Origin of the sequence: Sphingomonas psychrotolerans (genome assembly GCF_002796605.1) — a bacterium.
Taxonomy (GTDB): domain Bacteria; phylum Pseudomonadota; class Alphaproteobacteria; order Sphingomonadales; family Sphingomonadaceae; genus Sphingomonas; species Sphingomonas psychrotolerans.
This window is the reverse complement of the sequence record NZ_CP024923.1, coordinates 2,608,747-2,634,888: the sequence shown is the minus strand read 5'-3', so window position 1 is coordinate 2,634,888 and position 26,142 is coordinate 2,608,747. Positions and strand designations below refer to the sequence as shown.

The window sequence follows — 26,142 nt, the reverse complement described above, 5'->3', positions numbered from 1 at the left end:
GACGGGCAGGGTTTGGCGCCTAGCGGGCGCGAGCTGTGCCGCCACGTTCCGTTAAATCTCACGCCGAGTGTGGAGAAAAGTGTGGGGCAGCCGTCAGAGGGTCAAGATATTCATACGGTAAATCAAACAATAGAGCAAAATCTTGGATTCCTCCCGCGCTTCGCAATCGTAGCTCCGTCCCTCACCATACCGAAGTCTCGCACCCTCCGGTTTTGGTCTAACGATTCCGCATTTCTTGGCCGGTTCTCGTGGGTCAGCGCGGGGGTACTGAGGCGCCGGCGTACGGATCATAAGCTGGTACAGGAGGTGCCGGCGCTTTGGGAATCGACGTGAGGGGCGACAGTGTAGCCTCCGCCTGTCGAACCTCTACGGTGGCTGACCTGCCTCGAACCATGCCCAAAATACCGCCCGCTATTCCGCGCGCGCCAAACAAGACGAAGCAACCGATGACGACGGTCAGACCCTTGCGCCAATGGATGCGGCCGGCGAGCATGGAAAGCCCGATGCCGGCCACGACCAGGACCCCGACCGTGGTCGCAACTGTTCCCAATGCGGTTCCCTCAAGCCACGTCACTGCTTCCAAAAGCGGACCTGGCTCGACGGGGTCGGCCAGTGAGGGAGAGACGAAGATCGCAAATGCCTGGCTGGTCATGCAAGCGTCACCTCCGACACACGACGCTTTCCGCCGGTGCGCGACAGATGAACGAATACATCCACCGTGCTGCGGACGTAGTGCCGTACGTCTTCCCGGCCGAGCTGGGTCCCAGCCTGGAGCACCAGCAACACGATCTGCTCGATGGCACGCTCCGCGGAATCCGCATGGACCGACGTCATCGACCCCGGGTGGCCGGTGTTGACCGCGCGCAGGAAGGCATACGCCTCCTCGCCGCGTAGCTCGCCGAGAATGATGCGATCGGGGCGCATGCGCAGCGAAGCGGCGAGCAGATCCGTGGCGCTCACTCGGGCCTCGCCCAAGGCCCCGCGCACCGCGACCAGCCCGACCAGATTGTCGTGGTGCTGCTGGAGCTCGGGGGTGTCCTCGATCAGGATCAGCCGCTCCTCCGCGGGGATCTCGCGGATCAGTGCGTTGAGGAAGGTGGTCTTGCCGGTGGAGGTGCCGCCCGAGACGAGGATGTTCTTGCGCGCACGCACTGCGGTGGCGAGCATTCCGGCAATGTCGCCGGCTTTGAGCATTGCCGCGAGCCGTTCCCCTGCCGCGTCGCGCTCGGCTGCATCTCGCGTCGAATCGAAGGCGCCCGCTGTGACATAATCATCCAGCGAGAGATCGGAGGAGACGTTTGCGGATAGCGATCGCCATCGGTCCACGCGTCGCCGGCGGCGCGGCGATTTGCACGCGTGCGCCGTCGGGCAGGCTGGCGGAAAGCAAGGGGTGCTCGCGGCTGATGCCTTGATGCGAGAGCGCGGCGATCTGGCGGGAGAGCCGCTCGAGCGTCGCGCTGCCCAGCGCCGGCGCGTCGTGGCGCTCTATCGCGCCGCCCAGCGTCTCTACCCAGATTTCGTGCGCGCGGTTGACGTAAATGTCGGTCACGTCGGAGCGCGCGAGCATGCCGGCCAGCGGCGCGAGATAGGAGCGGAGATAGACCGGCTCCTCGCTCTCAGCCGCGACCTTGGTCATCGCGTCTCGACGCCAGTGAAGTCGAGGTCGCGCGCGACGAAGATCGAGATGCTGGTCGCCGCCTTGACCTTGAGCGTCGGCCGGATTTGATTGGGAAAGCGCATCACCCCGCCCTGAAGCCCGCCGCCTGGGAGGAGGACGACGGAGGAATCCACCGAGCGCGAGGCGAGATTGACGCCCACGTCGAGCGCGGATTGCAGAATCGCCCCTGCGAAGCGCTCGAAGAAATGGGTGTTCACGCTGGCCCGGATGCCGCCGCGTCCGAGCGTATCGCCTGCCGGCGAGCCGATCGCGATCGTCGCGCCGTCGGGGCGGATCAGCCGGATCCAGTTGACCAGCATGCGGTTCTGGCCGGCTTCGGCGTCCGAGCGATATTCGCCGATCAGCCGGCTGCCGCGCGGGATGAGCACCCGGTTGCCGTCGAAGCCGCGAACGTCGCGTGAGACGATCGCGCGGGCGAGCCCCGGCCGCGTCGAATCGAGCGCGGTCTCGAGCACTGCGGGGATCAACGTGCCCTGCGGCACCGTCGTCGCGCGATTGGCCAGCACGCCGGCGCCGGCACGCGCGCCGGCGAGGCTGCCGCCTGGATTGCCGAGCGGCGACATCTGGACTTGCGGTCCGCCCTGCGCATTGGGGCCGGCCGGCGCGGGGCCGGTGGTGTCGATCACCAGCGCCGGTTCGGTCGTCGCGCGCCGCGGCGGCAACGGCGCGGGTGCCGGCGCGGCCGTCGGCTGGGGGACGTAGATGACTTGCGGCGATGGCGGGGGTGGGGCCCGGTACGTCGGGGCCGGCTGCACCACCGTCACCGGCTGAATGACGGGCGGTGGCGGCGCGGGCTCGGGGGGAACATATAAAGCGGGCGGGGGCGCCGGCGTGGTGACGAGGTCGGCGGAGCGCGCGCGCACCGCGGGCGCCGTCAGTGACCGGCGCCGGGCGTCGAGCGCGACGAACAGCAGCAGCCCGACCAGCGCGACGCCGAGCATGATCGCCCAGACCGGCGGTCCCGATCGCGGCCGCGCGACTGCCGGAAGGACAGTGGCTTCGCTGGCCGTGCGGGGGTCGGTGGAAGGTGCCGTCGCCATCAGCGGCCCCCGGCCGCGACGCGCACGGCGGTCGCCTTGCGGTCGTCGATGCGGAAGATCAGCTTCTGCTGGACGCTGTCGATCACCATCCGGCCCTCGCGCATCATGCCGTTGACCAGCGTCTCCTTGCCCGCGTCGTTGACGGCATAGATCGCCGGCAGTGTGCGACCCGGCGGCCATTCGATATAGGTATGGGTGCCGTCGTCGTGCATGCCGCTCGGGATCAGCGCCTCGCTGCCGCGCATCTTGTAGCGACCGGTTTCGGTCTCGGCGGCGGTCTTCGCCGGATCGGGTGACGGATCGGGATAGCGAAAGCGCAGGGCATAGGCCATGTCGAGCGTCGGCCCGGGCAGCGGCACCAGCTCGAATGAATAGAGCCGCGCATCGGTGACCACCGTCATGTTGGTCGTCACTCCTTGCTGCACTGCCTTGACGAACAGGCGATCGCCGCGGCGATTGGCCGTGACTTGCCACGCGCCGCTGTCGCCGACCGCGACATTCTCGATGCGCTCGTCCGGGGCGAGCTCCACCACCACCTGATAGCCTGGCGCCGCGCGCAGGGTGAACACCGTGTCCGGACTATATTCGACCGACTGGAAGCGCGGATTGGGCGGGAGCGGGGGCAATGCGGACTGCGCCAGTGCAGCCGCGGGCGCGAAGATCAGCGCGATGACCAACCACCGTCTCACAACTCCACCTCGGGCCGGGCGGGACGCGGCGCCGGCTGCGGAGTCGCGGGCGCGAGCGGGGCCAGAGTCGCGCGGGGCTGCGGCATCGCGGTCGGGCCGGGTTCGGGGGGCGGCGGGGCTTCGGCGTTGCGCTGATAGCGCGTCACTTCGAAGCCCAGCGGGTTCACGAAGCGATCCTCGAGACTCATCGGCTCGCCCGCGTAACGATAGCGGATCACCGATACCCAGGCCCGCGGCGGCTCGGTGCGGCCGCCCGCATCGCGCCGGATCGTGTCGAAGCGGACCAAAGCCGCGTTCTGGCCGAGCGGCGACACGCTCTTCACGCGCGTCTCGATCACCGTGCTGCGGGGGAGCCTGGCCAACGGGCTGTCCGGGTTGGAAGCCTGGACACTCGCGACATAGGCCGTGCGCGCGTCGCCCTGCGACCACAAGGAGACCTTGCGGTAATTGGCCTGTACGGCGGAGATGTCGAAGCTCTCGCGCGCGATGACATATTGGACGAGGAAGCTTTGGGTGAGTGCGGTGTTGCCACTCACCTGCTGCGGGTCGAGCGGCTTGAGCGCCTGGACGAAGCCGGTCTGCTTGTCGACGAGCAACGTATAGGGCTCGACCGTCTTGAGCGGCATCAGGAGCAGCAGCGCGAGCGCGAGCATCAGCGCGACCGCAGTGGCGATGGCTGCAACGATCCACGCGGCGCGGCGCGAGGCACGCAAGGTCGTTTGCCGGTCCTCCGCCCAGCTCCCGGCCTCGCGATAATAAGCGTCGAGCGCTTCGCGCGCCTTGTTCTTCATGCGTTGCTGTCCCTTCGCGCCGCACCCGCGGAGACCCGGCTCTGGGTTCGACGGCGGTGGCTCTGGCCGAGCGGTGCCGGCGCCGCCGCCGGCATGTCGCGCCCGGTGGCGGTCTTGATCGCAGCCTGCGCCGGGATGCCGCCGACCCCGGTACCGGCAGCCGCTGCCTCACGGCGCTGGCTATGCGCCACGGCCTCGGCCACCGCGGCGGCGCGCGACAATTGCTCGGCGGGGGTGTGCGCGTGGCGTTCGGCGAGCGGCGCGCGGGCGCGACTGTCGGCGCGAAGATCGGCGATGATCTGTGCCGGCACGGTCCGCCAGCGCGGCGGCAGGCGGAAGGCGACGGCCAGTCGCGCCGCCATGCCGAGCCCGGCGACCAATGCCAGCGCGAAGGCGGAAGTCACCGCCAACAGCTCGGTCGGCGCGCCGCCGATCGGCAAGGTCGCCTCGCGCCGCGCGATCAGCTCCGTCAGCCACGGTTCGAGCAAGGCAAGCTCGACCGCGAGCAGCAACGTCGCGGCCACTGCGCCAAGCATCGCCGCAGCGAGCGCGCGTATCCACCCGTCGAACAGGCCGCGCGTCGCCTCGAACAGCAGGAAGGCTACGAAGAAGGGGCCGAGCGCGAGCAGCAGGCCGGCGAGTAGCCGGACCGAGGCGAAGGCGGCGATGGTGGCGGTCAGGAACACCCAGCGTGCGGTGCCCAATGCAGTCGGGCCGAAGATGGTCTGCGGATCGCGCTGAGGCGGCGGCACCACGACTTCGCGGCCGTCGACGACGCGGATCTCGCCGGTCGTGTTGACGGCGGCGATCTCCAGTCGCCCAAGTGCGAGCAAGGCCTGATCGACGAGCTCGAGTCGCGTGGCCATGCCGCCGGTCGTGCCGGGGAGGCCGGCCGGCGCGCCAACGCTGGAGACCAGTTCGGCGGGTCCATGGAAGACGGTGTCGTAGAGCAGGGTCCGATAGGCCGGCCAGCTGGTCGCCATCGCCAGCACGATGCCGACTTTGACCAGAGCGAGTACGCCGTCGCGCATCCCCGGCGTTTCGCCCAGCAGCATGCGATAGCCGACGAACGCAACGAACAGAGTGAGCAGCCCGGTGAGAAACAGCGACAGCGGCGATCCTGGCGCCGACAGCGCCTGATAGCCGGCAGCGCCGAGCGTCTGGGCCTGGCAGTCGACAAAGCCGAGCACGCTCTGGAGGAACGCGTCGTCGACCACGCCGGGGCAGGGAATGCTCATGCCACTTCCAGCAGGCGCGGCAGCCAGTCCGCCGGATCGTCGCCGCTGGTGGCGCGGATGTCGTCGAGCAGCCGGACGGTGCGTTCGCGCCCCGACAGGATGGTGAGCAGGTCGCGCTCGCCGGTCAGGTTGAGCCGGGCGACGACGCTCTCGTTGCCATGCTTGATCAGGAAGCAATGGGCATTGTCAGGAAGCGTGCGGATCAGCTCGAACTCGTGCGGCGTCAGGCCGAAGCCGTGGACATAATCGTCGGCGCGCGCCTTCGGGTTGGCCATGAAGATCTGGGTCGCGGCCTGTTCGATGATCGCGCTGGCGATGCGGCTCTCGAGCGCGTCCTGCGCGCTCTGGGTGGCGAAGCCGACGATGCCGTTCCTTTTGCGGATCGTCTTTTCCCAATCCTTGATCCGCCGGACGAAGACGTCGTCGTCGAGCGCCTTCCAGCCCTCGTCGACCACGATGATCGCCGCAGTGCCGTCGAGCCGCTCCTCGACCCGGTGGAAGAGATACATCATCGCCGGGGTGCGCATCGCCGGATCGTCGAGGATCTGGGTCATGTCGAAGCCGACCGTGTCGGCGGTGAGATCGGTCTCGTCGCTTTCGTTGTCGAAAAGCCAGGCGCGTTCGCCTTCGCCCCACCACGGGCGCAGCCGCGCCCACAAATCGGCGCCATGCGGACGGTGGCCGCCACGGAACAGTTCGGCGAGGTGGCGCAGGCGCCTTTGCTCGATCGGCTGGCCGAAATTGGCGTCGATCGCGTCCTTGATCCGCGCAATCTCTTCGATGTCGGCGCCGCCCGCCAGCAATGCGATCCAGTCGATCAGGAACTGGCGGTTGGCGGGATTGTCGTCGATCTGCAGCGGGTTGAGGCCCGAAGGCGTGCCGGGGCGCAGCAGATCGTAGCGGCCGCCGATCGCGCGCAGAAATAGCTCGGCGCCGCGGTCCTTGTCGAAGAAGATGATCCGCGGGGCGAATTTGCGCGCCTGGGCGAGGAGGAAGTTGAGCACCACGGTCTTGCCCGATCCCGACGGCCCGATCACCGTGAAATTGCCGAGATCGCCCTGGTGGAAATTGAAATAATAGGGACCCGCGGCGGTGGTCTCGAGCAGAGTCACCGCATCGCCCCAGTGATTGCCGGCGGCACGCCCCTGCGGCAGATTGTGGCCGCTGGCGAACCCCGCGAAATTGCTCGTCGAGATCAGGCCGCGCCGTGCGATATATTTGAAATTGCCGGGGAATTGCGCCCAGAACGCCGGCTCGAGGGCGATCTCCTCCCGAACCGCGATGATCCCCATATCGGCGAGCACCGCCTGGACCTCGGCGACGCCTTCGTCGACCTGGGCCGGCGTGCCGCCCTGCACCGCGATCGTCATGTGATGCTCGCCGAAACCGGCGCGGCCGGCGGCAACATCGTCCTTGGCGCCGGACAGGTCGGCGCGCAGGCTCACTGCCTCGTCCTCGGCCGAGCGCATCCGCCGGAGCGCGAGGTTCATCTTCGACAGCGCCGCCTGCCGTTCGACGAAGCCGAAGCTCTGCGCGACGGTCAGCTCGAACGGCAGCCGCAGCAGCTCGTCGAGCATGCCGGGCGCGGTCTGACCGGGATAGTCCTTGATCGAGATGAGCCCGGTGAAGCTGCGCGCCAGCGTGCCCGTCGGGCCGAGCTCGACCGTCTCCTGGCCGAAGCTCACCCGGCGATAGGGCAGATAGGCGCCGAGATCCTGCAGCGGCAGCAGCACTGGCCGCACCTCGCCATTGTACAGCGACGACAGGAATTCGAGCGGTTCCGAACAGGTGCCCTGCGGCGTCTGATAGACGCCGAGCAGCCGCGGGTCGTAGCTGCCCAAAGCCGCGAGCAGCGCATCGCGGGCGACGTCGAGCTGGCGCAATTCATGTCCGGTGCTCGCCTCCGTCGTGCCGCCGCGCAGCCGGTCGAGAAGGCCGATGCGACCCGGCAACGGGCGCCGGACGAGGGTCAGAAACAGGTCGTTGACGTACAATTTTTTCTGCGCGAGCCGCGCGTTCCACGTCGCGTCAAGCCGGGCCGAAAAGGCGTCGGGGAAATCGGCGGTCAGCCCCGCATCGACGCGCCGCCGGACGACATGGCTGTAGACTGCGAAGCGCGACGACCCGATCGACTGGAGCATCGCATCGCGCAGCCGCTTGCGATAGTTGATCTCATCGGTGTCGGCGGTCTCGAACAACAGGCCGCGCAGGTGGAGCACCTGCATCAGCAGCCCGTCGCGCGTCTCGATCGTGCGATCGTCGACGTGCCGGGCATAAGGCAAATGGCGCCCGGCCGGCGCCTCGCGCCGCACGACCCCGGGATCGCTGGTCAGGGCCGGTAGGAGTTGCATCGCCAGATCGCATAGTTGCGTACCCGCGGGCAGCGGCCGAGCCGGGTCAGCCACAGATCGAAGAAGCGCGGCTCGCGCAGGCAGAGGATCACGCCCGCGAAATGAATGGCGAGCGCCACCACGACTGCCCAGGGCGACTTGAAGATCAGGAACAATTCGGTCGCGATGACCGCATTGGCGATGAAATAGCTGTAGGTGACGCCCGCGAACATCTGCGGACGCGTGAGCGCGACGAACAACTGGTCTTGCTCGAGACCGTTCATCCTATTGTCCCAGTTGCGCGGTCGACTGGATCCCGGCGACGATGCTGGCAGCGCCGAACAGGATGAAGCAGCCCAGGATAACCGTTGCGCCATAGCGCCAGTTGATCCGGCCGGTGAGCATCAACAGCCCCACCGTGGCGACCGCGATCACCGCCACGACGGTTGCGACCGTTCCCAGCAACGTCCCCTCGAGCCAGCGCACCGCGGACACGATCACGCCCGATCCCGCGGGATCAGCGAGGCCCTCTTGCGCACTCACTGCATGGGGCAACACGAGCGCCGCCACGAGAAAAGCGCGTTTTAGCCACGCCAATTGATGTTTCACGGTGTGCCCCCCCGATTCGAGACCCCCATGTGCTGGCATTTTTCCTATTTGCCAATGCCGACGATGTTCTCGTCACCGCGCCTTGGGCCGATTTTAGATGTCAGACAATCGTAATATAACAGTAATAGTTTTCGACTTGAGATAAGCGATGTTCTATATTTTTCGCTGTTGACTTCTGCCCCGTAACAATGGACGCTTAATCATCGATTCTGATACCCGCTCCGTGTGCGTGGGCTTGCTGGGGGCGGGGATGAAAGTATTATTGCAGTTGTGGCGCGGTGTTATTAGCCAGCCGGCGTTGGGCGCGACAGTGGCATTGATTGGAGGCTGGATATCACCAGCGGTGGCCCAAGAGGCCTCAACCTATACTTATGACGCTTTAGGTAGGCTTATCCAGGTCACGGTCTCCGGCGGCCCCAATGCGGGCACGACCTCGACCGCACAGTTCGATGCATCGGGCAATCGGTCTCGTTATTCCGTCACGCAGGGAGGCGGAGGCGGGGGCTGTATTCTGACCGCAGAAAGCTACAACTATGAAAGTTCCGGTGAGGCCTCAGTCTACCCCGCCTTGGTGCGATCTGGCGCGTGCTCGACTCCCATCAGCGTCAGTTTCACGACGCAATACGTCAGCGGCGGAGGCGGTTACGATTCCGGTTGGCATTTAACGTCGGCCCCATTTGATCCGAATGATAACTCAACCAGCGGCACAAAGAGGACTGTGCGAGTAAGTCCGTATCCGGGAACCATTCCGGCGGGTGACCCGCTTCAACTGAAGATAGTGTGGGTAATTACATCGGGAAATGCCACCTTTGCGAGAGATTTCACGAACGTGACATTCTATAATGAAGATTGTTTCTGTTAGTTTCAGGCGCGAAAGCAGCGTCTGCGTGAGGCATAGCACACTTACGATGAGCTACGCTGAATGCGCTCTCCTGGTCCTCGTTGGCGGCCGCGTGTATAAATAACGTCGTTCAAGCCTATGCGCGGTGAGTTCAATGTATACGCAATGTTGCCGTCTCGAAGCGACGTGGCGCTAGGAAAGTGATGTCTCTGATTTGGAAGGCGTGTGACTAGTTGATGTCACAAAAGTCAATGCCGTGGTGACAATATGGGGTGACAGCTGATGCTCGGGGGATTTTGATCTTCGATCACGCCTATCGGATTAACTCACTGATTCACGTGATATGATGGGGGCTTCGTTCGGTTATGCGGTACATGTTTAGAATGGGCACCAGGAAGATGACGTTCGCCCTGCTGGCATGTGCGGCAACGGGCAATGCGCCGGCGACGGCATTCGCACAGGATCGGGTTGAAGCGGAGCCAGACGCGGGGGTGAACAGCGTGGGCGGTGGCGGCGGGGGCGGCATCGCCGAAGCGGTGCCGCTTCCGGCAGAGAAACTGATGGTCAGCCCCGGGGGTGTCGACATGCGCACCGGTCGGTTCGCCTATAGGCACGCCGACCTGTCGATCGGCGGCGATAAGGGCATGGCGCTTGAGCGGATTGGGACGACTCAGCGCGGCCAACCCGAATTCGCTTTCGGAAACTATTTGATCCACAATTGGCTGATTACGCTAACCCAGCGAAGAGTTGCGATCCCAGAGGCGCAATATATTAGCGAATACGATTATCTCACCACGGTTCATGTCGGGGCCAGTGCAATCAGCTTCCGCAAAGGTAGCTACCAAGGCAGCTTCCTTGAGCAATCGGTGATCTCGCGTGCTTATGTATCGATCGTCGAAAGCCACCAGTCCCCCACGCCACGGGGCGGAACCGAGCTAGTGCCAGACCTCTATCAATTCCGAGATGAGGAAGGATCGATATTCAACTTCAGGCGAATGTCCTTCGCGGGGGACTGCGGCGGAGAGTGCGTTTACGTCTCCGACATGACGAGGCCGGACGGCACGCGCTATCAGTTTGGCTATGAGAGTATGCCGCAAGCCGGAACCTCCAGGCTTCGCTCGGTAACAAGCAGCCTGGGATACGCTATTCTGTTCGACTATGGCCTGGCGGCACAGCCCAAGTTCGTTACTAGAGCTTGCGTCATCAATCTGGCGACTCGAGCGCAGCCCGCGGCATCGTCGTCTTCCTGCCCAGCCGACGCGCCGAGCGCCACTTACAACTACGCCAATGGCGTCCTAACCGGCTTCACGGACCAATCCGGCAACGCGACGACGATGAACGGCCTCGGCCAGATTTACGTGGCGGGATCCGCTCAACCCGTGGTCACTAACGTGATGAACGCGCAGGGAGTGGTGAGCTATCAGTCCTTCGCCGATGGGCGTTCGTACAGCTATGTGTGGGACATTGATCCAAACTTCGCGGGAGAGGCCAAAGGCAATCTTCCCGCGGGTGGATATTATGTGGACAACGAGAGCCGCAAGGTTACCGTCAAATACGGCGCCTATCGGCACAACCCCGGCACGATCGACTTTAGCTACGACATCACGCCGGGGCCTGAGCTGATTAGGGACGAGCTCGATCGCGAATCACGGTTCGAATATTGTCGCTATGATCAGATCGGCCATGTCGGCACGTGTAGCGTGGTCAGCGACCGCATTGCCTCCGTCGAGCCCTCCGGCATCCGGCGGGAGTTCGAATATGGCGTATCGCATAATCTCACAAAGGTGACTGTCCATCCCAAAATCGGGGCGGGGCTGCCGGATATTACGATGTCCGCAACCTATGATTGTACTAACTATTTGATATGCAATAAGCCACAAACTGTCACTGACGCCAACGGCAATATCAGCCGCTACACATACGACGCTGCCCACGGGGGCGTGCTAACCGAAATGGGGCCGGGGGTAGGCGGTTTGTCGCCGCTAAATCGCTATGTCTATTCGCAGCGTCGTGCCTGGATCAGCAACGGGGCAGGCGGGTATGTGCCGTCCGCGACTTCCGTGTGGTTGCTTAGCGAGGTTCATACTTGCCGCAATGGCGCTACGACGAATGCCGGCTGTGCCACAGGCGCCAGCGACGAGGTGGTGACCACCTACGACTACGGTCCCGACGCCGGCCCGAACAACCTCTTGCTACGTGGCAAGGTCGAGACGGCGGACGGCGTAAGCCTGCGCAGTTGCTACCAGTATGACGTCACGGGGAACAGGATTGCCGAGACCAGCCCTCGCGCGGCTCTGGCGCAATGCCAGTAAGGGGGATGCAGATGAAGCGGATCGTCGCGAGCGTCCTCGGCCTTTGGGGCCTGGCGCATACCGGGGTTGTGATGGCCCAATCGGCGCCCTCGGACTTTACCACCGGCTACCGGTACAACGCGGACCGGCAGCTGACGGGCACGCTTTCGCCCGATCCGGACGGGGGCGGGCCCCTGCACTATCCCGTGACTCGCAACACGTATGATGCGGCCGGGAGACTGATCCGAGCGGAGAAGGGTGAGCTTGCCGTCTGGCAGTCCGAAGCTGTGGCCCCCGAAAACTGGACCGGTCTCACGATCTTCAGCCAGGTCGACACGACTTACGACGCGATGGGCCGCAAGACGATCGAGAGGGTGTGGGGGAACGGTGTAAATTACGCCGTCACACAATATCACTACGACCCTGCAGGGCGATTGGATTGCGCCGCTGTTCGTATGCAGCAAGCGGTGTTCGAGGCGCTGCCGGCGAGCGCGTGCTCGCAGAGCGTGAGCGCGCCACCGTTCGATCGCATCACGCGCAACGTCTACGATGCTGCCGGGCAACTGGTGCAGGTGCGCAACGGAGTCGGCACCAGCCTCGAGCAAGCCTACGCTACGTACGGCTATGCGCCGAACGGCAAGAAGGAATTTGTAGTTGATGCCAACGGTAACAAGGCCCAATTCGTCTATGACGGGCACGATCGCCAGGTGCAGTGGCGCTTCCCCTCGAATGCGCCGCCGCCAGCCGGCTACAATCCATTAACCCAGGCCAACGCGCTGGCAACGGCGGGTGCGGTCAACAGCAACGACCGCGAGGAATATGGCTATGACGCCAATGGCAACCGGACCAGCCTGAGAAAGCGCGACGGCCGGACTTTCACCTATGGCTACGATGCGCTGAACCGGCTCACGAGCAAGATCGTGCCGGACGCATGCGTTTCCGGCTATGCCTGCACCAACGTCTCGGCGAACGCGACGCGCGACGTCTACTATAGCTACGATCTGCGCGGACTTCAGACGTCGGCGAGATTCGATGGCCCAAGCGGTGCGGACGCAGTGATCAGCACCTATGACGGGTTTGGGCGGCTGGCCAACAGCACGACGAGCATGAGCGGCTCCAGCCGCATGCTGAGCTATTCCTATGACGCCGATGGCAATCGCGTGCGCGTCACGCATCCCGATGGAAACTACTTCAATTATTACCGCGAGGGTCTGGGGCGGATTTACTATGTCGATGCTAACGGGGCGTCGCCGCTATTCTATCCACCTTATGACGCCGCGGGTCGTACCAGGGAGCTGAACCGTTGGAATTATTCGACTTCAAGCTGGGCGAACTATTCGGCCTACGGCTATGATGGTATCTCCCGGCTGACGTCCATCGCCCATGGGTTCGCCAGCCCCGGGAACAACGTGACTGTGAGCATGGGCTACAACCCCGTGAGCCAGATCGTCACGCGGACGCGCAGCAACAACGCCTATGGCTTCACCGATTATAGAAGCATCGACCACGGTTACGCAGTTAACGGGCTCAACCAATATACCGGGGTAGGAGGGAACAGCTACGGCTACGATTCAAACGGCAACCTGACGTCGGACGGTGGGACCGCCTATACCTACGATTCCGAGAACCGCCTGGTTGCCACTTCGGCGGGCGCCAGCCTCACCTACGATCCGCTTGGGCGGCTTTTTGAGACCTACAAGGCCTCCACCGGCACTACGCGGTTCCTGTACGATGGCGACCAGCTTACCGCCGAATATGACGGCTCGGGCAATATGCTCCGCCGCTATGTCCATGGCGACGGCGAAGACGATCCGCGGGTCTGGTACGAGGGCTCGGGCGCTTCCTCGCCGCGCTACCTCTATACCGACCACCAAGGCTCGATCATCGCGGTCACAGACGCTTCGGGCAACGTCACCAAGGTCAACGCCTATGACGAATACGGCTTTCCGAATCCGGGGAACGATCTGACCACTGCGGGCCGGTTCCAATATACCGGCCAGGCATGGCTTCCTGAGCTAGGGATGTACCACTACAAGGCGCGCATTTATTCGCCGACGCTGGGGCGGTTCCTGCAGACCGATCCGATCGGCTATGACGACCAGATCAATTTGTATACGTACGTGGAGAATGATCCCGCCAACAAGGTCGATCCGACCGGCACGGGCGGCGAGGAGATCGTTGTAACTGCAAAACGCGCGCTTTCCAGCGCCTGGAATTCGGTTGTGGAATGGTGGAACAGGCCGCGCACCGTCAATATTCGAGGATCGATTGCATACGCGAAGGCGGGCGGTTGTCTGGCCGAGAACGTGTGTGGGCTGAAAGGCGAATACGAAACCACTAATGGAGAGCAAATAACTAGTGTTGCGGCGCTGGCGGCACTGTTCGCCCTGCCCTTAACCGCGGCCGAGCTCGCGCCGCTCGGCGCCCTCTCGCAGGTTGAGCATACGGCCATTACCAGCCTTTTCGGCTCCTCGTACACAGGCACAACCCGAGTGATGGGGCAACTTGCTAACGGCAGCTTCAAAATCCCGTCCGGCCTGACGCGGGAAGCGCTCCTTAAATATCGTATGGTTGCTCGCAGAGCATTGGCGAACCCGGTGAAGGCTACTGGTAAAGCACGAGTTCTTCAGGCTCAAAGGCTAAGCATTGTTGAATCGGTCCTGAAGAGGCTGCCATGATACTAGATAAACTTAAGAGACTTCTTTTGGAACGTGGATGTGCACTTAATCGTCCACATGTTAATGCTGATAATATTTATCAATGCAGCCCAGTATACCTAGAGCTATTGAAGGTATTTGATGGCATGGAGACAGGTTCTTACGATGCAATCACCTACATTAGGTTTTGGTCATTAGAGGAGCATATCGCCACCTGCCGGCTAGAGAACGGACTTAAGTTGTGGACCATTGGAGACTACTTGTTATTGTCCGATGAAATTTACGTCGATGAAAATGGGATCGTTACGATGAGCGACATCGAGGCACTCACCCCCACTCGATTTGATAACTTCGTAGATAGCTATATTCGTGGGGAATATAATCTTTGAGATGAGAAGTTTGGCGGCCTAGACTTGGCAAAAATTTACCAGTCCTCAGTTGAAACCATTCGATCGGATGGCGCAAAACTAATCAATGAGAGTGCGAAATATATAGCAGAGGTCGCAAACGATTCCATAAATCGCACTGATCCGAGTGGTGAAAGCGGGGAGGGCGCTGTGATCACCGGTCAGAGGTGCCCGTGGACTGCCCGCGATGACTGGTCCGGTTGCATAGTTAGTTGATAGGCGCCTGCCGATGCCGGCCTGGACGGTAGGCGGAGCGCAGCGGAGCCGAGCGGCCAGGCTGGCATCTTGACCGTTTCTGGCGCTGGCGGGCGATAACCTAGAGTCAGGACTCATTGATCAGAGCCAGAAGATGACGGTTGCAGCGAGCGCGACGGCGGAGAAGAAAGCCGTCGGGCACCGGTCATAGCGGGTGAACGACGCGCCGCCAGTCTTTGAGGCGGCCGAACATGAGCTCGATGCGGCTGCGGCGCCTGTAGCGGCGCTTGTCGTACCTGACCGGCTCGTTTCGGGATTTCCGGCGCGAGATGCAGGGCTGGATGCCCTTGGCCTGGAGGGCGTCCCTGACCAGTCGGCGTCGTAGCCCCGATCACCGAGCAGCCACCGGGCTCTTGGCAGATCGTCGAGCAGCGCTGCCGCGCCGGTGTAGTCGCTGACCTGGCCGGCGGTTATGAAGAAGCTCAAAGGGCGGCCGTTGGCATCGGCAAGGGCGTGGAGCTTCGTATTCATGCCCCCTTTGGTGCGGCCGATCAGGCGTCCGAGATCCCCCTTTTTACCCGCAGGCTCGATGCTGTGCGGTGTGCCTTCAGATAGGTCGCGTCGATCATGACCGTCTTCGGCTCGGCATCTGCCGCAGCCAGCCCCTCCATCATGCGGACGAACACGCCTCGCTCGCCCACCGCTTCCCTCGGTTGTACAGCGTCTTGTGCGGTCCGTAGGCGCTGGGCGCGTCACGCCAGCGCAGCCCGTTGCGGTTGACGAGCACTATGCCGCTCAGCACCCGGCGGTCATCCACCCGCGGCTTGCCGTGGCTTTTGGGAAAGAACGGCTGCAGACGCTCCATCTGCTCGTCCGTCAGCCAAAACAGGTCGCCCATCCCAGTCTCCTCTCGGAGCCTGAATCAGATCGCAACCCTCACATCAATGGGTCCTGACCCTAGAAGCTGCAGTTTGAGAACCGTCTTGCGACTAGTAGGGCCCTCACAAAACCAACCGTTTCCACGGATTGACGACGGAACATGAACCTAGGGCAGCTTCCAAATCGCCAGCGATGTTCGCTGAACGGCGGAAATTGGGCGCAAAGCGGTCGCGAGCCGTGCCGCATCATGTCGTGAAATCTCACGCGAGATCATAATCATGCCGGGAGCTCCGAACCGCAGTCAGGAAATAAAAAGAGGGCCATATGTTGAAACGTCAATCTCTGGCAAGAAGGTAACGGTTTCATTGACCGGAAACTCAAATTTGGCGGTAATTGATGAGAATATTTGAAGCTAACTTCCTAGAAGATCACTCTGAAGATCTATATGGATTATGGGAGGTAAGATGGTATCTCGATGTTAAAAATGTACATACGATAGATGAGCAAATTATATTCTTAATAGACCTTGTTGAGCGCCGACTTGTTGATGTGTTCATCGCATATGATCCGAGTAATCATGGTGAGGCTCTGTCTCGCACTCCCGCATTAGATAAAGTGAACGATCTAGGATACTGGAACGCTCCGGAGCAAGGTTTTCGCGGTCCGCTATGCTATATTTCAGCCTCTCAGAATGGCAGTTCGTTGCAGAATGCCTAGGTGTTTGATACCACGGTTTGATGGTGCGATCCTTTCGTTGGAATGGAAGGAAGCCGTATGGGACAGGTTCGTCACAGGAGCGCCACGACTACGCACGCCGTCCGAGCAGGAATACAGCGATCGCAAGGAGGCGACCGTGGAACGCTTCCACTGCGAAAGCCATGAGCAGCTCCGGACGCAGCTCGCCGATTTCATGGCCGCCTTTACTTCGCCCGCCGGCTCAAGACGCTCAGCGACCTAACACCCTGCGAATACATTGCCAAAATCTGGACCTCAGAACCAGACCGGTTCATCGTCAATCCAATCCACCAGATGCCAGGACTAAACACCTAGGCAGCGTACTGCGGACACGATCACGCCGGACCCCGCCGGATCGCCCAGAGAATCCTGCGCGGCCGCAGCGGGCGCCCAGACGATGCCGAACATCCCGGCCAAAGACCACATAATTCTGCGAGACTGCACTTGATTTCACTCCCGATTCTGACTCGGAATTCGGGAGCAGACCGTTTTTTTGCTATATTTTTTCGTCAGCTGGAGGTCTTTTATTAGAACTACTGCTTATTAGAACTCCTGAAAGTCCGCGTGCTATCATCCAGGCTCTAGGTGCTGCATGCGAAGCCGGCCTGCCAAAACTGCAGCCGTGGAGAGATAATCTAAGAGGTCTTCTGGCAGCCGGTGTATACACAAATCCGTAACAAAGGTATGGTGATGTGTGTTCAACGTCGATGGGGCTTGCAATGAATTCGAAGACTGTGCGCTATGCAGTGTTTGGCTACCAAACTATAGCGTTTCTGGCACTTTGTGTCCCGACAGTTTGCCAAGGACAAGAGGCAACGTCATACTCGCACGATGCGCTAGGAAGACTTGTTGCTACATCCACCACGGGCGGCCCCTCTAATGGCGCTTCTGGATCATACTCCTATGATTCTGCTGGAAACAGAGTGCATGTTTCAGTAGTGGCTCCCGGTCCTCCGAGTTCCTCAACATGTACAATCTCCGTGGGTGGCAGCGGATCTGTGGATTATTATCACGATCCTTATCCGCATCTCTTCTATGTATTTCGTTCTGGTGATTGCGCGGCGCCTACAACAATAACATATGCGACGCGCAATGGTACTGCACGCGCCGGTGTGAGCTACGCCGCAACATCAGGAAGCTTAACTATCACATCGAATGTGACCATCATATCGATACCCAAGATTTCGGGATGGGAGGACCAGCCTGGTCAACCGCAAGCGGAAACGGAGTTTCATCTGGATGTCAACGTGGTTAGTGGCGCGATGACGGGGACCTACTCAGCTACCACGTATCGCGAGACGCTTTAGTCGGGACGTAATCACGAGATAGCGCGGTTGCAATAATGAGCAATGTCGAGCCGATATTTGAGTAGGATCTCTCTGTTGCTATGGTCGGCGAATTTTCGACGACAAATAAGCGTTGTTTATCGTTAAGGGCGCAGCGGTCAGAACTAGCGCCACAATTCGGAATTGGTAGTGTTTGATATCACGGGTACATTGGAAAAGTTATCCATATCGATTTAAGTATTCGCATGACGGGAAGGCCGCAGAGAATTCACGTAGGGATCGGGTCGATTAAATAGCCAGCTCGCGCTGTCGGCGTAAAAAATCACCGCGTCCAAGCCAATGACGATCATGACGTCTATGTAACGTGCCGCGCTGTGACCTAGAAGCGGGCAAAGTGCGAGGAAAATGATGGTTGAAAGTAGAAATATCGGCAAAACGGAATGTCGTTTGCTACCCGAGGTCTGGCGTTTAGCTAAAACGGTGAAGCGCGCCTCTTCTTGTGTGCTTACATTTGGCGTTCTGTTTGCGGAACCCTGTGCGGCACAATATGCGGTGCCAACGGCGACCGTTCCTATCCCGGTTGTACAGACCCTTGATGCCAACGGCGTCGATTTGTATTCCCGAAGAATGATCGTTGCGCACGATCCACTGGTCATCGCTCCCGGTCAGCCACAAGAGCTGTCTTATCAAAAAGTGATCGTCGGGGCGAACTGGAGCGACAGCCTACCTCGTTTCGAAGTGGCGCAAGATTGGCAATATGGCAGCCCCGCGGCCGGCGCTCCGATGATTAAGCTGTGTGACGATCCCTTTAGTGGCCTGGAGGGAGCGCAGGTCGTCACGCTCAGCATCTTCGGGCATTCAGAATCTTTCGTCGCATGTGGGGGGAGCGCCTATGTGCCGACGAGCAGCACTCGATATGTTTCCACCTTAGGCACTGGGTCTCGGCTGGTCTACGATCTGAATACCAATATTTACACCTTTACGAAGACAGATGGCACGGTCGCGCGATTTGGCAGCGTCCAGCCAGACGGGACGACGAGGCCCGCGTCGCCCATCCTGCTGGATATTGTTAATCCAGCAGGAAAGAAAACGACCGTGAGGTACCGGAGTGACTCTTGGCTTACCAAGGATTTCGAGACGTGTGTGCCCGACGCGGACGGTCAGTTTAGATGTCCCGCTAATGGTAGGCTCCATCAAGAGACTGTTCTAAGAATTGAAGAGATCGTAAATAATTACGGATTTGCCATCAAGTTTGGTTATGTGGTCAACGATGCTGCAAACTTTAACAATATGTATAAGTGGAAAATAATTACCAAGGCTTCGACATTTAACATGTCAAATGCCGACACTCCGCTGGGGTGGCAGATATATCAGGAGGATGATTTCACCAAGCCGGCGGGCTCTGGGAACCCGACCTACAGGAAATCGGTGACCGACTCGGAAAATCAAAGAACGGAATATACTTGGACTATGTACAGCTACGATGGGATTTACCCGCGACTGTCGCACATACAACGCCCTGGGCGTACCGCCCCGAACGTAAGCATAAGCTATAATCCGGTGATGTTGCCGGACCCTTATTATGGGCGAGATGCGGCGCAGGTATCATCCGTTTCAGCCGACGGTGTTTTGTCCAATTACCAGTACCAAAATCCTGGTGATTTGACCAAGGTGACGACTGCTGCGGGTGAAGCGACGTACACTTTCAATGTATTTCGTCGCATGGCTTCGATGACAGATCCATTGAACAAAACGTCGAACTGGCAGTACGATTCCATCGGGCGTGTGACCGAGTACACGAAACCTGAGGGAAACAAGGAGATCGTCCGCTACGACGAGTTCGGGAATGCCGACAAGAGCACCAGGCGTGCCAAGGCAGGTTCGTCATTGCCTGATATCGACGTCTTCGCGACATATTGGACCGGATCCGCGACGGTACGGAATCGGCCATCGACCATCACCGATGGCCGGGGGAATGTCTCGGCCTATAGCTATGATCCGACCCATGGCGGCGTTACGTTGGAAACGGGTCCGGCAGTGGCTCAGGTCTCGCCGCAGACCCGGCACGAATATGCGCAGCGCTATGCCTGGGTGAGAAGCAGTGGAGGATATGTCCGCGTCGAAGCGCCCGTGTGGGTCGAGACCAGGGCTGCATCTTGTCGGGTGACCGCTGCCGTAGCCGGTGGGTGCGCTGGTGGCGCCGCCGATGAGGTGGTCACGCAATATGATTACGGACCAGATGATGGGACGGTCGGCAACAATCTTTTGCTTCGCGGCAGAGTGGTCACGGCTCAAGACGGAGATGGCGTGATCCGAAGCTATCGCACCTGCTTTGGCTACGATGCGGTTGGCAACAAGATCTGGGAAACCAGTCCGCGCGCTGACCTCCCCCGATGCCAGTGAATCGTAATGTTGTGCCGCCTTATCCGCTCGCGATGGACCCTCCTTTTCGGTTCTTAAGCCGTGATGGGGCGCTGCCGCTGAGGAATGTGGCGGAGAGCAACGGGTCGGATGAAGAATCATCAGTGTCTGTCCAAAAAACAATTTCATGGGAGCAGTTCATGGCTTTTTGGGAGGGTGACGCTGTGGTGCGCAAGGTCGCGCGCGCGTCGATCGCGGCGCTTGTCGCGGTCGGGTTTGGTGGCGAAACGTCCGCACAGACGGCAGCATCGCCGTTCACCGCCGCGATCCGCTATGACACGGTACACCGCGTCACTGGCACCATAGACCCGGATCCCGATGGCGCCGGTCCTCTCCGCCATGCGGCGGTCCGGAATACCTATGATCCGGCGGGCCACCTAGTGAAGGTCGAAAAGGGCGAGCTGGCCGAGTGGCAATCAGAGGAAGTATCTCCCACGAGATGGGAGGCGCTTACCAATTTCACGGTGTTCCAAGCCGTGGACATCACATATGGTTCGATGGACCGTAAGGTGAAGGAGAGCGTGTCCTCTGCTGGCGTGGTCTATCAGGTTGCTCAGTACAGCTACGATCCGGCAGGGCGGCTGGAGTGCACGGCCGTCCGCATGCAGCAGGCGGTGTTCGGGGCGCTGCCGGCGAGCGCGTGTTCGCAGAGCGTTGGCACAGCGCCGTTCGATCGCATTACCCGGAATGTGTACGATGCTGCCGGGCAGCTGGTGCAGGTGCGCAAGGGCGTCGAAACCAGCCTCGAGCAAGCCTACGCTACGTACGGCTATGCGCCGAACGGCAAGCAGACGGTCGTTGTCGATGCCAACGGCAACAAGGCCCAGTTGGTCTATGACGGGCACGATCGCCAGGTGCAGTGGCACTTTCCGTCCAGTGCAGCGCCGCCAGGGGGATATAATCCATCGACCCCTGCCAGCGCGCTGGCAACGGCGGGTCCGGTCAACGGCAACGACCGCGAGGAATATGGCTATGATGCCAATGGCAACCGAACCAGCCTGAGAAAGCGCGACGGCCGGACGTTCACCTATGGCTATGACGCACTGAACCGGCTCACGAGCAAGATCGTGCCGGACGCCTGCGTCTCCGGCTATGCCTGCACCAACGTCTCGGCGAGCGCGACGCGCGACGTCTACTATGGCTACGATCTGCGCGGGATTCAGACATCGGCGCGGTTCGACAGCGCGAGCGGCGCGGACGCAGTGATCAGCGCCTACGACGGGTTCGGGCGGCTGGCCAACAGTACGACGAGCATGAGCGGCTCCAGCCGCACGTTGAGCTATTCCTATGATGCCGATGGCAACCGCACGCGGGTTACGCATCCCGATGGAAATTACTTCAATTATTACCGCGAGGGCTTGGGAAGGGTCTACTATGTCGACTCGAACGGCGCCTCCCCGCTTTTCTATCCGCCCTATGACGCTGCGGGCAGGGTGACGGCACTGAACCGCTGGGTGTCCGGGGGCTGGAACAACAATACCGGGTTCAGTTACGACGGAATCTCACGCCTGAGTTCTGCGACGGTTGCCCTGCCCGGCACAAGCTACAACCTGACCACGACGTATGCTTACAACCCGGCGAGCCAGATCGTCACGCGGACGCGCAGCAACAGCGCTTATGCCTTCGCCGGTTATGTAAGTGTCAATCGAAGCTATGCGGTAAACGGCCTCAACCAGTACGGGGCGGTGGGCGGGAACAGCTATGGCTACGACTCGAATGGCAACCTGACCTCAGACGGGACGACTGCCTATACCTATGATGCCGAGAATAGACTGGTGGTGACGTCGGCGGGCGCCAGCCTCACCTACGATCCGCTCGGCCGGCTTTTTGAGACCTACAAGGCCTCCACGGGCACCACGCGGTTCTTGTACGACGGCGATCAGCTTACCGCCGAGTATGACGGCTCGGGCAATATGCTCCGTCGCTACGTTCATAGCGAGGGCGAGGACGATCCGCTAGTCTGGTACGAGGGGGCGGGCGTGTCCTCACCACTCTACCTCTACGCCGATCACCAAGGCTCGATCATCGCGATAACCGACAACAGCGGCAACGTCACCAAGGTCAACGCCTATGACGAATATGGCATACCGAACCCCGGGAACGATGTGACGACGGCGGGCAGGTTCCAGTACACTGGCCAAGCCTGGATTCCCGAGCTTGGCATGTACCACTACAAGGCTCGCATCTACTCACCGACGCTCGGACGCTTCCTCCAGACCGATCCGATCGGGTATGATGATCAGGTAAATCTGTATGCGTATGTCGCAAACGATCCGGCCAATGGGGCGGACCCGACTGGGCTGGATACGGTCGTCACCGTGCAGAAGTATGGTGTGCACGCATATGTCGTGTTGAGGGACACCGAATCGTCGAGGACGGTGATCGTTCGAGGTGGGCCGAGTGGAGACTATCTTGGCCATTATCTTTCGCCCGGTTCTGCTGCGTCCTCTGGCTCTTCGTCGTCGGGCGGAAGCTCATCGTCTTCCTCATCTCGCGTATCTTCCGGGATCGCTTCCGGGACTAGTGCTGAGCGCTCGCAAGGCAGTTCCAGCGGGAGCAGTGGTAGAGGGGGGCTCCAGCTTGTTGGGGAGGTTCGGGCACCAGGCCAAAGTTTAGATAGGGACGCTTACAATTCTGGGGACTCGACTGTTTTGGGTTCCGCTACCGTAACTGGAAAGTTCTCTGACACACTGCAAGCTGCAAATACTTTTACAAATTCAGTAAATTCAGCTAATCTTGATTATCGATTGCTTGGTCAAAATTCAAACTCGTTCGCGGGAACGGCTTTCGAGCAACTTACTGGGCAGGTCCGTCCCGGTAATCCAGACTTGAAGCCTCTGCCTGCTTATTCGGTCGATCTTTGCAACCGGGGTGTGCAGTGCGAATGATCCTGATACTGGCTGTTGCGCTGGCTCCGACAGGATGCGGTTCACCTCAATTCACAGGACAGGGTAAGACCATGAGCGACGCTGACCGCGTTTCCGACGGTATTATGAAAACAAATTTCTCATCCCTTGATGATCTCAAGAGATATATGAATGATTCGGGTGTGGGTTACACACTGGAAACGGAAACCGACCCTTTGCTTGTGGTGCAGCCCTCACGTTGCTTAGTGAATGATAGGACTCAACTCCGTTTCTCATATTTGAGATTGGAGGGAACTAAGGGTGCCAAGGTATATCGCTATAGAGTTTATGAAAACGGCTCAGGATCATTGTGCATTGAAGAAGACTTCGGATTTAAGAATCCGTATCAGCAGTAAATCGCAATGCGTTATAGCGATTAATGATGCAATGGTCATTAGGGTCAGGACCCATTGATGCAGGCGTCGCGATCTGATTCAGGCTCCGTGAGGAGACTGCGGATCGGCGCGCAGCGGTCGCAAGCTATGCCGCATCCTACCGTAAGATCCCACGCCGAGTGTGGGGAAAAGTGTGGGGTAGCTGGCAGTGGCGAAGACGATTTTGCTGTTAAATCAATTGACTACAGAAGGCTTTAGGGTTCCTCCCGCGCATCCCACTTCCGAGCGTGCCGCATGACGATGGGGCATGCGGAACGTCGGTTCCAGTCGGGCGTGATGAGCTGGTATGTCCGAAATTGGGTGGTTAGCTGCCGGCCTGCTTTCTGGCGGCGGACACCAGTTCATGCGAATAGGTGACCATGGGCGCTCTGCATGAATCCGCCGCCACGATTGGCTTCTATGGTGACGCCGTTCCGTGGACCGTGTAATCTCCATATCCCATCCGCCGGAGGAGCATCATCATCGACATCTGCGAGAGCGGATTACCTTCGGACACGGCGAAGACGTAGTCGTCGCTTTTCAACTGCTCGCAGAGGGGCGCGACGATCCCAACAGCGCGATCGCTCAAGGGTATGCGATGCTCCCTACGCATTTTGGTTCGCTCCGCAGGGACGATCCACGCGCGGCGCTCTAGGTCGAATTCCTTACGTTTCGCCTTCAGGGTCTCGTTCGTGCGAGTGGCGCAAAGAATGGTGAGCTCCAGCGCCCTAGCGGCCAAGGCGGAGCGTTGGCGCAACTTGTAAATGAACTGGGGGATCTCTTCGAAGGGCATTGCCGCCTGATGCCCGCGGGCAGTGAGCTTACGACGCGGCGGTAGCAGGTGAGCAAGATGCCCCCGCCATCGCGCTGGGTTCTCCCAAGGTGAGGCGATCAGACCCCTGGCTCGAGCCGCATCCAGAACTCGCTCGATCCCCGAACTCGGCTCGCCGTCTCGTTCTGCGAAACCCATAGAGGCCTCAGAACATCAAGCACCGCGTCCGTGGTCACGTCCTGAAGTTCTAGGTGTCTCAGAATTCTTGCCTTGGTTCGGAAGGTCTCACGCCATTGCCGCAGGTGAACCGGATTAGTCCAGCCGGCTGAAAGTTCGTCCACCAATGCGTCGGCAAACTCTCCGAAGTTCTCAAACTTCTGTTTTCGAGAGGCCACCTTCGTCGCGGCCCGCTCGGCGAATGGATCGTGCCCCTCGATGATCGCCTGGCGCAACTCGGCCGCACGCTGGCGGGCATTGCTCAGGCTGACGTCGATCGCTGGGCCCAGCCCTATTTCTCTGCGCTTACCTCCGACACTCGAGACAAAGAACATGAGGGTCCACGGTTCGGTCTCACCCGAAGATACAACCCTCCGCCGTCGCTGTACGCGGCGGCTTTTTCGGCCTCACGGTTCAAATGAGCAGCTACTCCCCGCGCAGAGAGCTTGTTGTGCATGGCCGACGGTCCTCTCGCCCGGCCATAAAATCGGCGGGCTTCTGGGTCACGATTTCGGCCATAATATCGGCCATAAAATTGGCTGCGGAAAGCCCCAAACGAAGCCGAACAGCTCCGGATCGGATGCATTCGTTCCTCCGGCATAAATCCAGTTATTTCAATGTTATAATGGACGAATGCGCATCGCTGCGGCCCCCTGCGCACGTGGCCCTTCGATTCCCCTCAGCTCCACCAGCCGCCGCCCGATCGCCGACTGACGCAAATGCGGCGGGGCGCGGTCGCCTGTTCGCAAACGGACACGTGCCGGCCCGATGACCCCTCAAGGGGAGCTTTGGAAACCGATCGGCTAATCGAGCAACGAGCCGAGCCTTGCCGACGGAGGGCCGCCCATAGGGAGACATGCAGCCGCGGCTGCGCTGAGTAAGGCATATTCCTGCTTGGGGGTAAGATCCCCTCGGGCCGGGGGCGGACTTGACTGGTTTCGGCAGAGAGGTGCTTTAACGTCGCATGACGTTACCCGACGCCAACCTGTCCGCACGGCTTTTCAGGTCTCGCGCAGACTGGCCGGAAGAGGTGTCGCTCTATCCCATGGAGGAAATTGGCCAAGGCACCCTTCGCAGGATGGTGCGGATCGCGTTGAGCGACCCGGACGAGGCGATCTGGGCCTACGTAATATCGGCAGCGGGGCGGTCCTATAAGGGTCGGGAGATCTTGACGCTACGCCCTCTCGCCGATCGGCCGGTCTGACGGAGCGGTCCCAGGCATCGCCAACCCCGGCGAACAGGCCGTAATCGAGTTGTTGCCCGGCAAGACATGCTACCACCACGGTCCGGCAGGCGTCCTGCAGGTCAACAAGCGCCGCGGGCGTCATCCATTTGCCGGGCTCGCCGACGATCTCGACGACGAGCTCTCGGGTCGGGGGTGAACCGAATATGCGGATCATCCTGCCGGATCGCACGCGGTGCGGACCAGCCGAGAACCATCGAGCTTCTTCCATCTGCGCGAACACCTATCGTAGATGGTGTCCCCGCGAGACAAGTGCTCATGCGCAGAAATCGCGGCCTTAAACCGATGAGGATTCGGAGACGCCCGTCCTTGCAGGCCCGCAATTCGATCACTCGCGAAGATTGGCCGGTCGCAGCTCGGTTCGCATGTCGTTAGCAGACGTTGGCCGGCTGATGAACGGACGACTGCTTTCGGGCGACGCCGCGAGCATCTCGGATGGCCGACTTTAGGCGCGTTGCTGCCCCGGCAGTTCTTACGGCTGGAGCTGGGCCGTTAGCGGACCGACGGCTTTCAGGACCTTCTGCACGAATCGCTGCCGCACTGA

Annotated in this window: 17 protein-coding genes and 3 pseudogenes; 8 read left to right on the top strand and 12 right to left on the bottom strand. The window is 60.8% G+C overall.

The window, feature by feature from the left end; genetic code table 11:
- Positions 1-253: 253 nt before the first annotated feature.
- From CVN68_RS11885 to CVN68_RS11845, 9 genes and pseudogenes are all read right to left on the bottom strand, one after another.
- Positions 254-652 (bottom strand): TrbC/VirB2 family protein, encoded by a 399-nt coding sequence (locus tag CVN68_RS11885; RefSeq protein WP_100282393.1) that lies wholly within the window; start codon positions 650-652, stop codon positions 254-256.
- Positions 649-1,636 (bottom strand): annotated as a pseudogene (gene virB11, locus CVN68_RS11880) (P-type DNA transfer ATPase VirB11). The gene CVN68_RS11885 and the pseudogene virB11 overlap by 4 nt, the downstream one beginning before the upstream one ends.
- Entirely contained in the window at positions 1,633-2,718 is a 1,086-nt protein-coding gene (locus CVN68_RS23965; protein WP_233503316.1) for a TrbI/VirB10 family protein, read from the bottom strand. Before CVN68_RS23965 ends, virB11 begins: the two are co-directional and overlap by 4 nt.
- The gene (locus CVN68_RS11870) at positions 2,718-3,407 is read right to left on the bottom strand and encodes a TrbG/VirB9 family P-type conjugative transfer protein (protein ID WP_100282392.1); all 690 of its coding nucleotides are present in this window, start codon (positions 3,405-3,407) and stop codon (positions 2,718-2,720) included. The genes CVN68_RS23965 and CVN68_RS11870 overlap by 1 nt, the downstream gene beginning before the upstream one ends.
- Complete coding sequence (locus tag CVN68_RS11865) at positions 3,404-4,198, bottom strand: virB8 family protein (RefSeq protein WP_100282391.1); 795 nt, start codon at positions 4,196-4,198, stop codon at positions 3,404-3,406. The genes CVN68_RS11870 and CVN68_RS11865 overlap by 4 nt, the downstream gene beginning before the upstream one ends.
- The gene (locus tag CVN68_RS11860) at positions 4,195-5,436 is read right to left on the bottom strand and encodes a type IV secretion system protein (RefSeq protein ID WP_100282390.1); all 1,242 of its coding nucleotides are present in this window, start codon (positions 5,434-5,436) and stop codon (positions 4,195-4,197) included. Before CVN68_RS11860 ends, CVN68_RS11865 begins: the two co-directional genes overlap by 4 nt.
- Entirely contained in the window at positions 5,433-7,787 is a 2,355-nt protein-coding gene (locus CVN68_RS11855) for a VirB4 family type IV secretion/conjugal transfer ATPase (protein WP_100282389.1), read from the bottom strand. The genes CVN68_RS11860 and CVN68_RS11855 overlap by 4 nt, the downstream gene beginning before the upstream one ends.
- Positions 7,766-8,050 (bottom strand): type IV secretion system protein VirB3, encoded by a 285-nt coding sequence (locus tag CVN68_RS11850; protein WP_100282388.1) that lies wholly within the window; start codon positions 8,048-8,050, stop codon positions 7,766-7,768. Before CVN68_RS11850 ends, CVN68_RS11855 begins: the two co-directional genes overlap by 22 nt.
- 1 nt (position 8,051) lies before the next feature.
- Positions 8,052-8,336, bottom strand: coding sequence for a TrbC/VirB2 family protein (locus CVN68_RS11845; RefSeq protein WP_233503711.1), 285 nt, complete (start codon positions 8,334-8,336; stop codon positions 8,052-8,054).
- Between the two features lie 1,278 nt (positions 8,337-9,614).
- On the opposite strand from CVN68_RS11845, the gene CVN68_RS11835 reads away from it, so the two are divergent.
- Positions 9,615-11,528: a hypothetical protein gene (locus CVN68_RS11835; RefSeq protein WP_233503315.1), complete on the top strand. Its 1,914-nt coding sequence runs from the start codon at positions 9,615-9,617 to the stop codon at positions 11,526-11,528.
- 11 nt (positions 11,529-11,539) lie between these two features.
- A complete protein-coding gene (locus tag CVN68_RS11830) occupies positions 11,540-14,185 on the top strand; it encodes an RHS repeat domain-containing protein (protein WP_158298853.1) in 2,646 nt (881 codons plus the stop codon).
- 722 nt (positions 14,186-14,907) lie between these two features.
- Here CVN68_RS11830 and CVN68_RS11815 read toward each other — a convergent pair.
- Positions 14,908-15,664, bottom strand: a pseudogene (locus CVN68_RS11815) (IS5 family transposase).
- Positions 15,665-16,041: 377 nt separating this feature from the next.
- Between CVN68_RS11815 and CVN68_RS23960 the strand changes: the two are divergent.
- From CVN68_RS23960 to CVN68_RS23180, 5 genes and pseudogenes are all read left to right on the top strand, one after another.
- A complete protein-coding gene (locus tag CVN68_RS23960) occupies positions 16,042-16,362 on the top strand; it encodes a hypothetical protein (protein ID WP_233503314.1) in 321 nt (106 codons plus the stop codon).
- 124 nt (positions 16,363-16,486) lie between these two features.
- A pseudogene (locus CVN68_RS23955) lies at positions 16,487-16,695 on the top strand (IS481 family transposase); the annotation flags it as partial.
- Between the two features lie 1,376 nt (positions 16,696-18,071).
- On the top strand, positions 18,072-20,069 hold the full coding sequence (locus CVN68_RS23185; protein WP_158298851.1) for an RHS repeat domain-containing protein: 1,998 nt from the start codon (positions 18,072-18,074) through the stop codon (positions 20,067-20,069).
- Positions 20,070-20,227: 158 nt separating this feature from the next.
- On the top strand, positions 20,228-22,975 hold the full coding sequence (locus tag CVN68_RS11795) for an RHS repeat domain-containing protein (RefSeq protein WP_158298850.1): 2,748 nt from the start codon (positions 20,228-20,230) through the stop codon (positions 22,973-22,975).
- On the top strand, positions 22,972-23,349 hold the full coding sequence (locus CVN68_RS23180) for a hypothetical protein (protein WP_158298849.1): 378 nt from the start codon (positions 22,972-22,974) through the stop codon (positions 23,347-23,349). Before CVN68_RS11795 ends, CVN68_RS23180 begins: the two co-directional genes overlap by 4 nt.
- 436 nt (positions 23,350-23,785) lie before the next feature.
- Here the strand turns inward: CVN68_RS23180 and CVN68_RS11790 are convergent, their stop codons facing one another.
- Both CVN68_RS11790 and CVN68_RS23175 read right to left on the bottom strand, forming a co-directional pair.
- A complete protein-coding gene (locus CVN68_RS11790; protein ID WP_158298848.1) occupies positions 23,786-24,160 on the bottom strand; it encodes a tyrosine-type recombinase/integrase in 375 nt (124 codons plus the stop codon).
- A 98-nt stretch (positions 24,161-24,258) separates the two neighbouring features.
- Positions 24,259-24,690 carry an Arm DNA-binding domain-containing protein gene (locus CVN68_RS23175; protein ID WP_158298847.1) on the bottom strand — a complete coding sequence of 144 codons (432 nt, stop codon included), beginning with the start codon at positions 24,688-24,690 and terminating at the stop codon, positions 24,259-24,261.
- Positions 24,691-25,611: 921 nt separating this feature from the next.
- Between CVN68_RS23175 and CVN68_RS24185 the strand changes: the two genes are divergently transcribed.
- Positions 25,612-25,737: a hypothetical protein gene (locus CVN68_RS24185; RefSeq protein WP_267893697.1), complete on the top strand. Its 126-nt coding sequence runs from the start codon at positions 25,612-25,614 to the stop codon at positions 25,735-25,737.
- Positions 25,738-26,142: the final 405 nt, after the last annotated feature.

Coding starts and splice junctions, on each gene's coding strand:
- CVN68_RS11860 (WP_100282390.1), bottom strand. CDS start 5,436: ATGAGCATTCCCTGCCCCGGCGTGGTCGACGACGCGTTCCTCCAGAGC.
- CVN68_RS11850 (WP_100282388.1), bottom strand. CDS start 8,050: ATGAACGGTCTCGAGCAAGACCAGTTGTTCGTCGCGCTCACGCGTCCG.
- CVN68_RS11835 (WP_233503315.1), top strand. CDS start 9,615: ATGACGTTCGCCCTGCTGGCATGTGCGGCAACGGGCAATGCGCCGGCG.
- CVN68_RS23185 (WP_158298851.1), top strand. CDS start 18,072: ATGATGGTTGAAAGTAGAAATATCGGCAAAACGGAATGTCGTTTGCTA.
- CVN68_RS23960 (WP_233503314.1), top strand. CDS start 16,042: ATGAGAATATTTGAAGCTAACTTCCTAGAAGATCACTCTGAAGATCTA.
- CVN68_RS11865 (WP_100282391.1), bottom strand. CDS start 4,198: ATGAAGAACAAGGCGCGCGAAGCGCTCGACGCTTATTATCGCGAGGCC.
- CVN68_RS11855 (WP_100282389.1), bottom strand. CDS start 7,787: ATGCAACTCCTACCGGCCCTGACCAGCGATCCCGGGGTCGTGCGGCGC.
- CVN68_RS23180 (WP_158298849.1), top strand. CDS start 22,972: ATGATCCTGATACTGGCTGTTGCGCTGGCTCCGACAGGATGCGGTTCA.
- CVN68_RS11830 (WP_158298853.1), top strand. CDS start 11,540: ATGAAGCGGATCGTCGCGAGCGTCCTCGGCCTTTGGGGCCTGGCGCAT.
- CVN68_RS23175 (WP_158298847.1), bottom strand. CDS start 24,690: ATGTTCTTTGTCTCGAGTGTCGGAGGTAAGCGCAGAGAAATAGGGCTG.
- CVN68_RS11795 (WP_158298850.1), top strand. CDS start 20,228: ATGGCTTTTTGGGAGGGTGACGCTGTGGTGCGCAAGGTCGCGCGCGCG.
- CVN68_RS23965 (WP_233503316.1), bottom strand. CDS start 2,718: ATGGCGACGGCACCTTCCACCGACCCCCGCACGGCCAGCGAAGCCACT.
- CVN68_RS11790 (WP_158298848.1), bottom strand. CDS start 24,160: ATGCCCTTCGAAGAGATCCCCCAGTTCATTTACAAGTTGCGCCAACGC.
- CVN68_RS11885 (WP_100282393.1), bottom strand. CDS start 652: ATGACCAGCCAGGCATTTGCGATCTTCGTCTCTCCCTCACTGGCCGAC.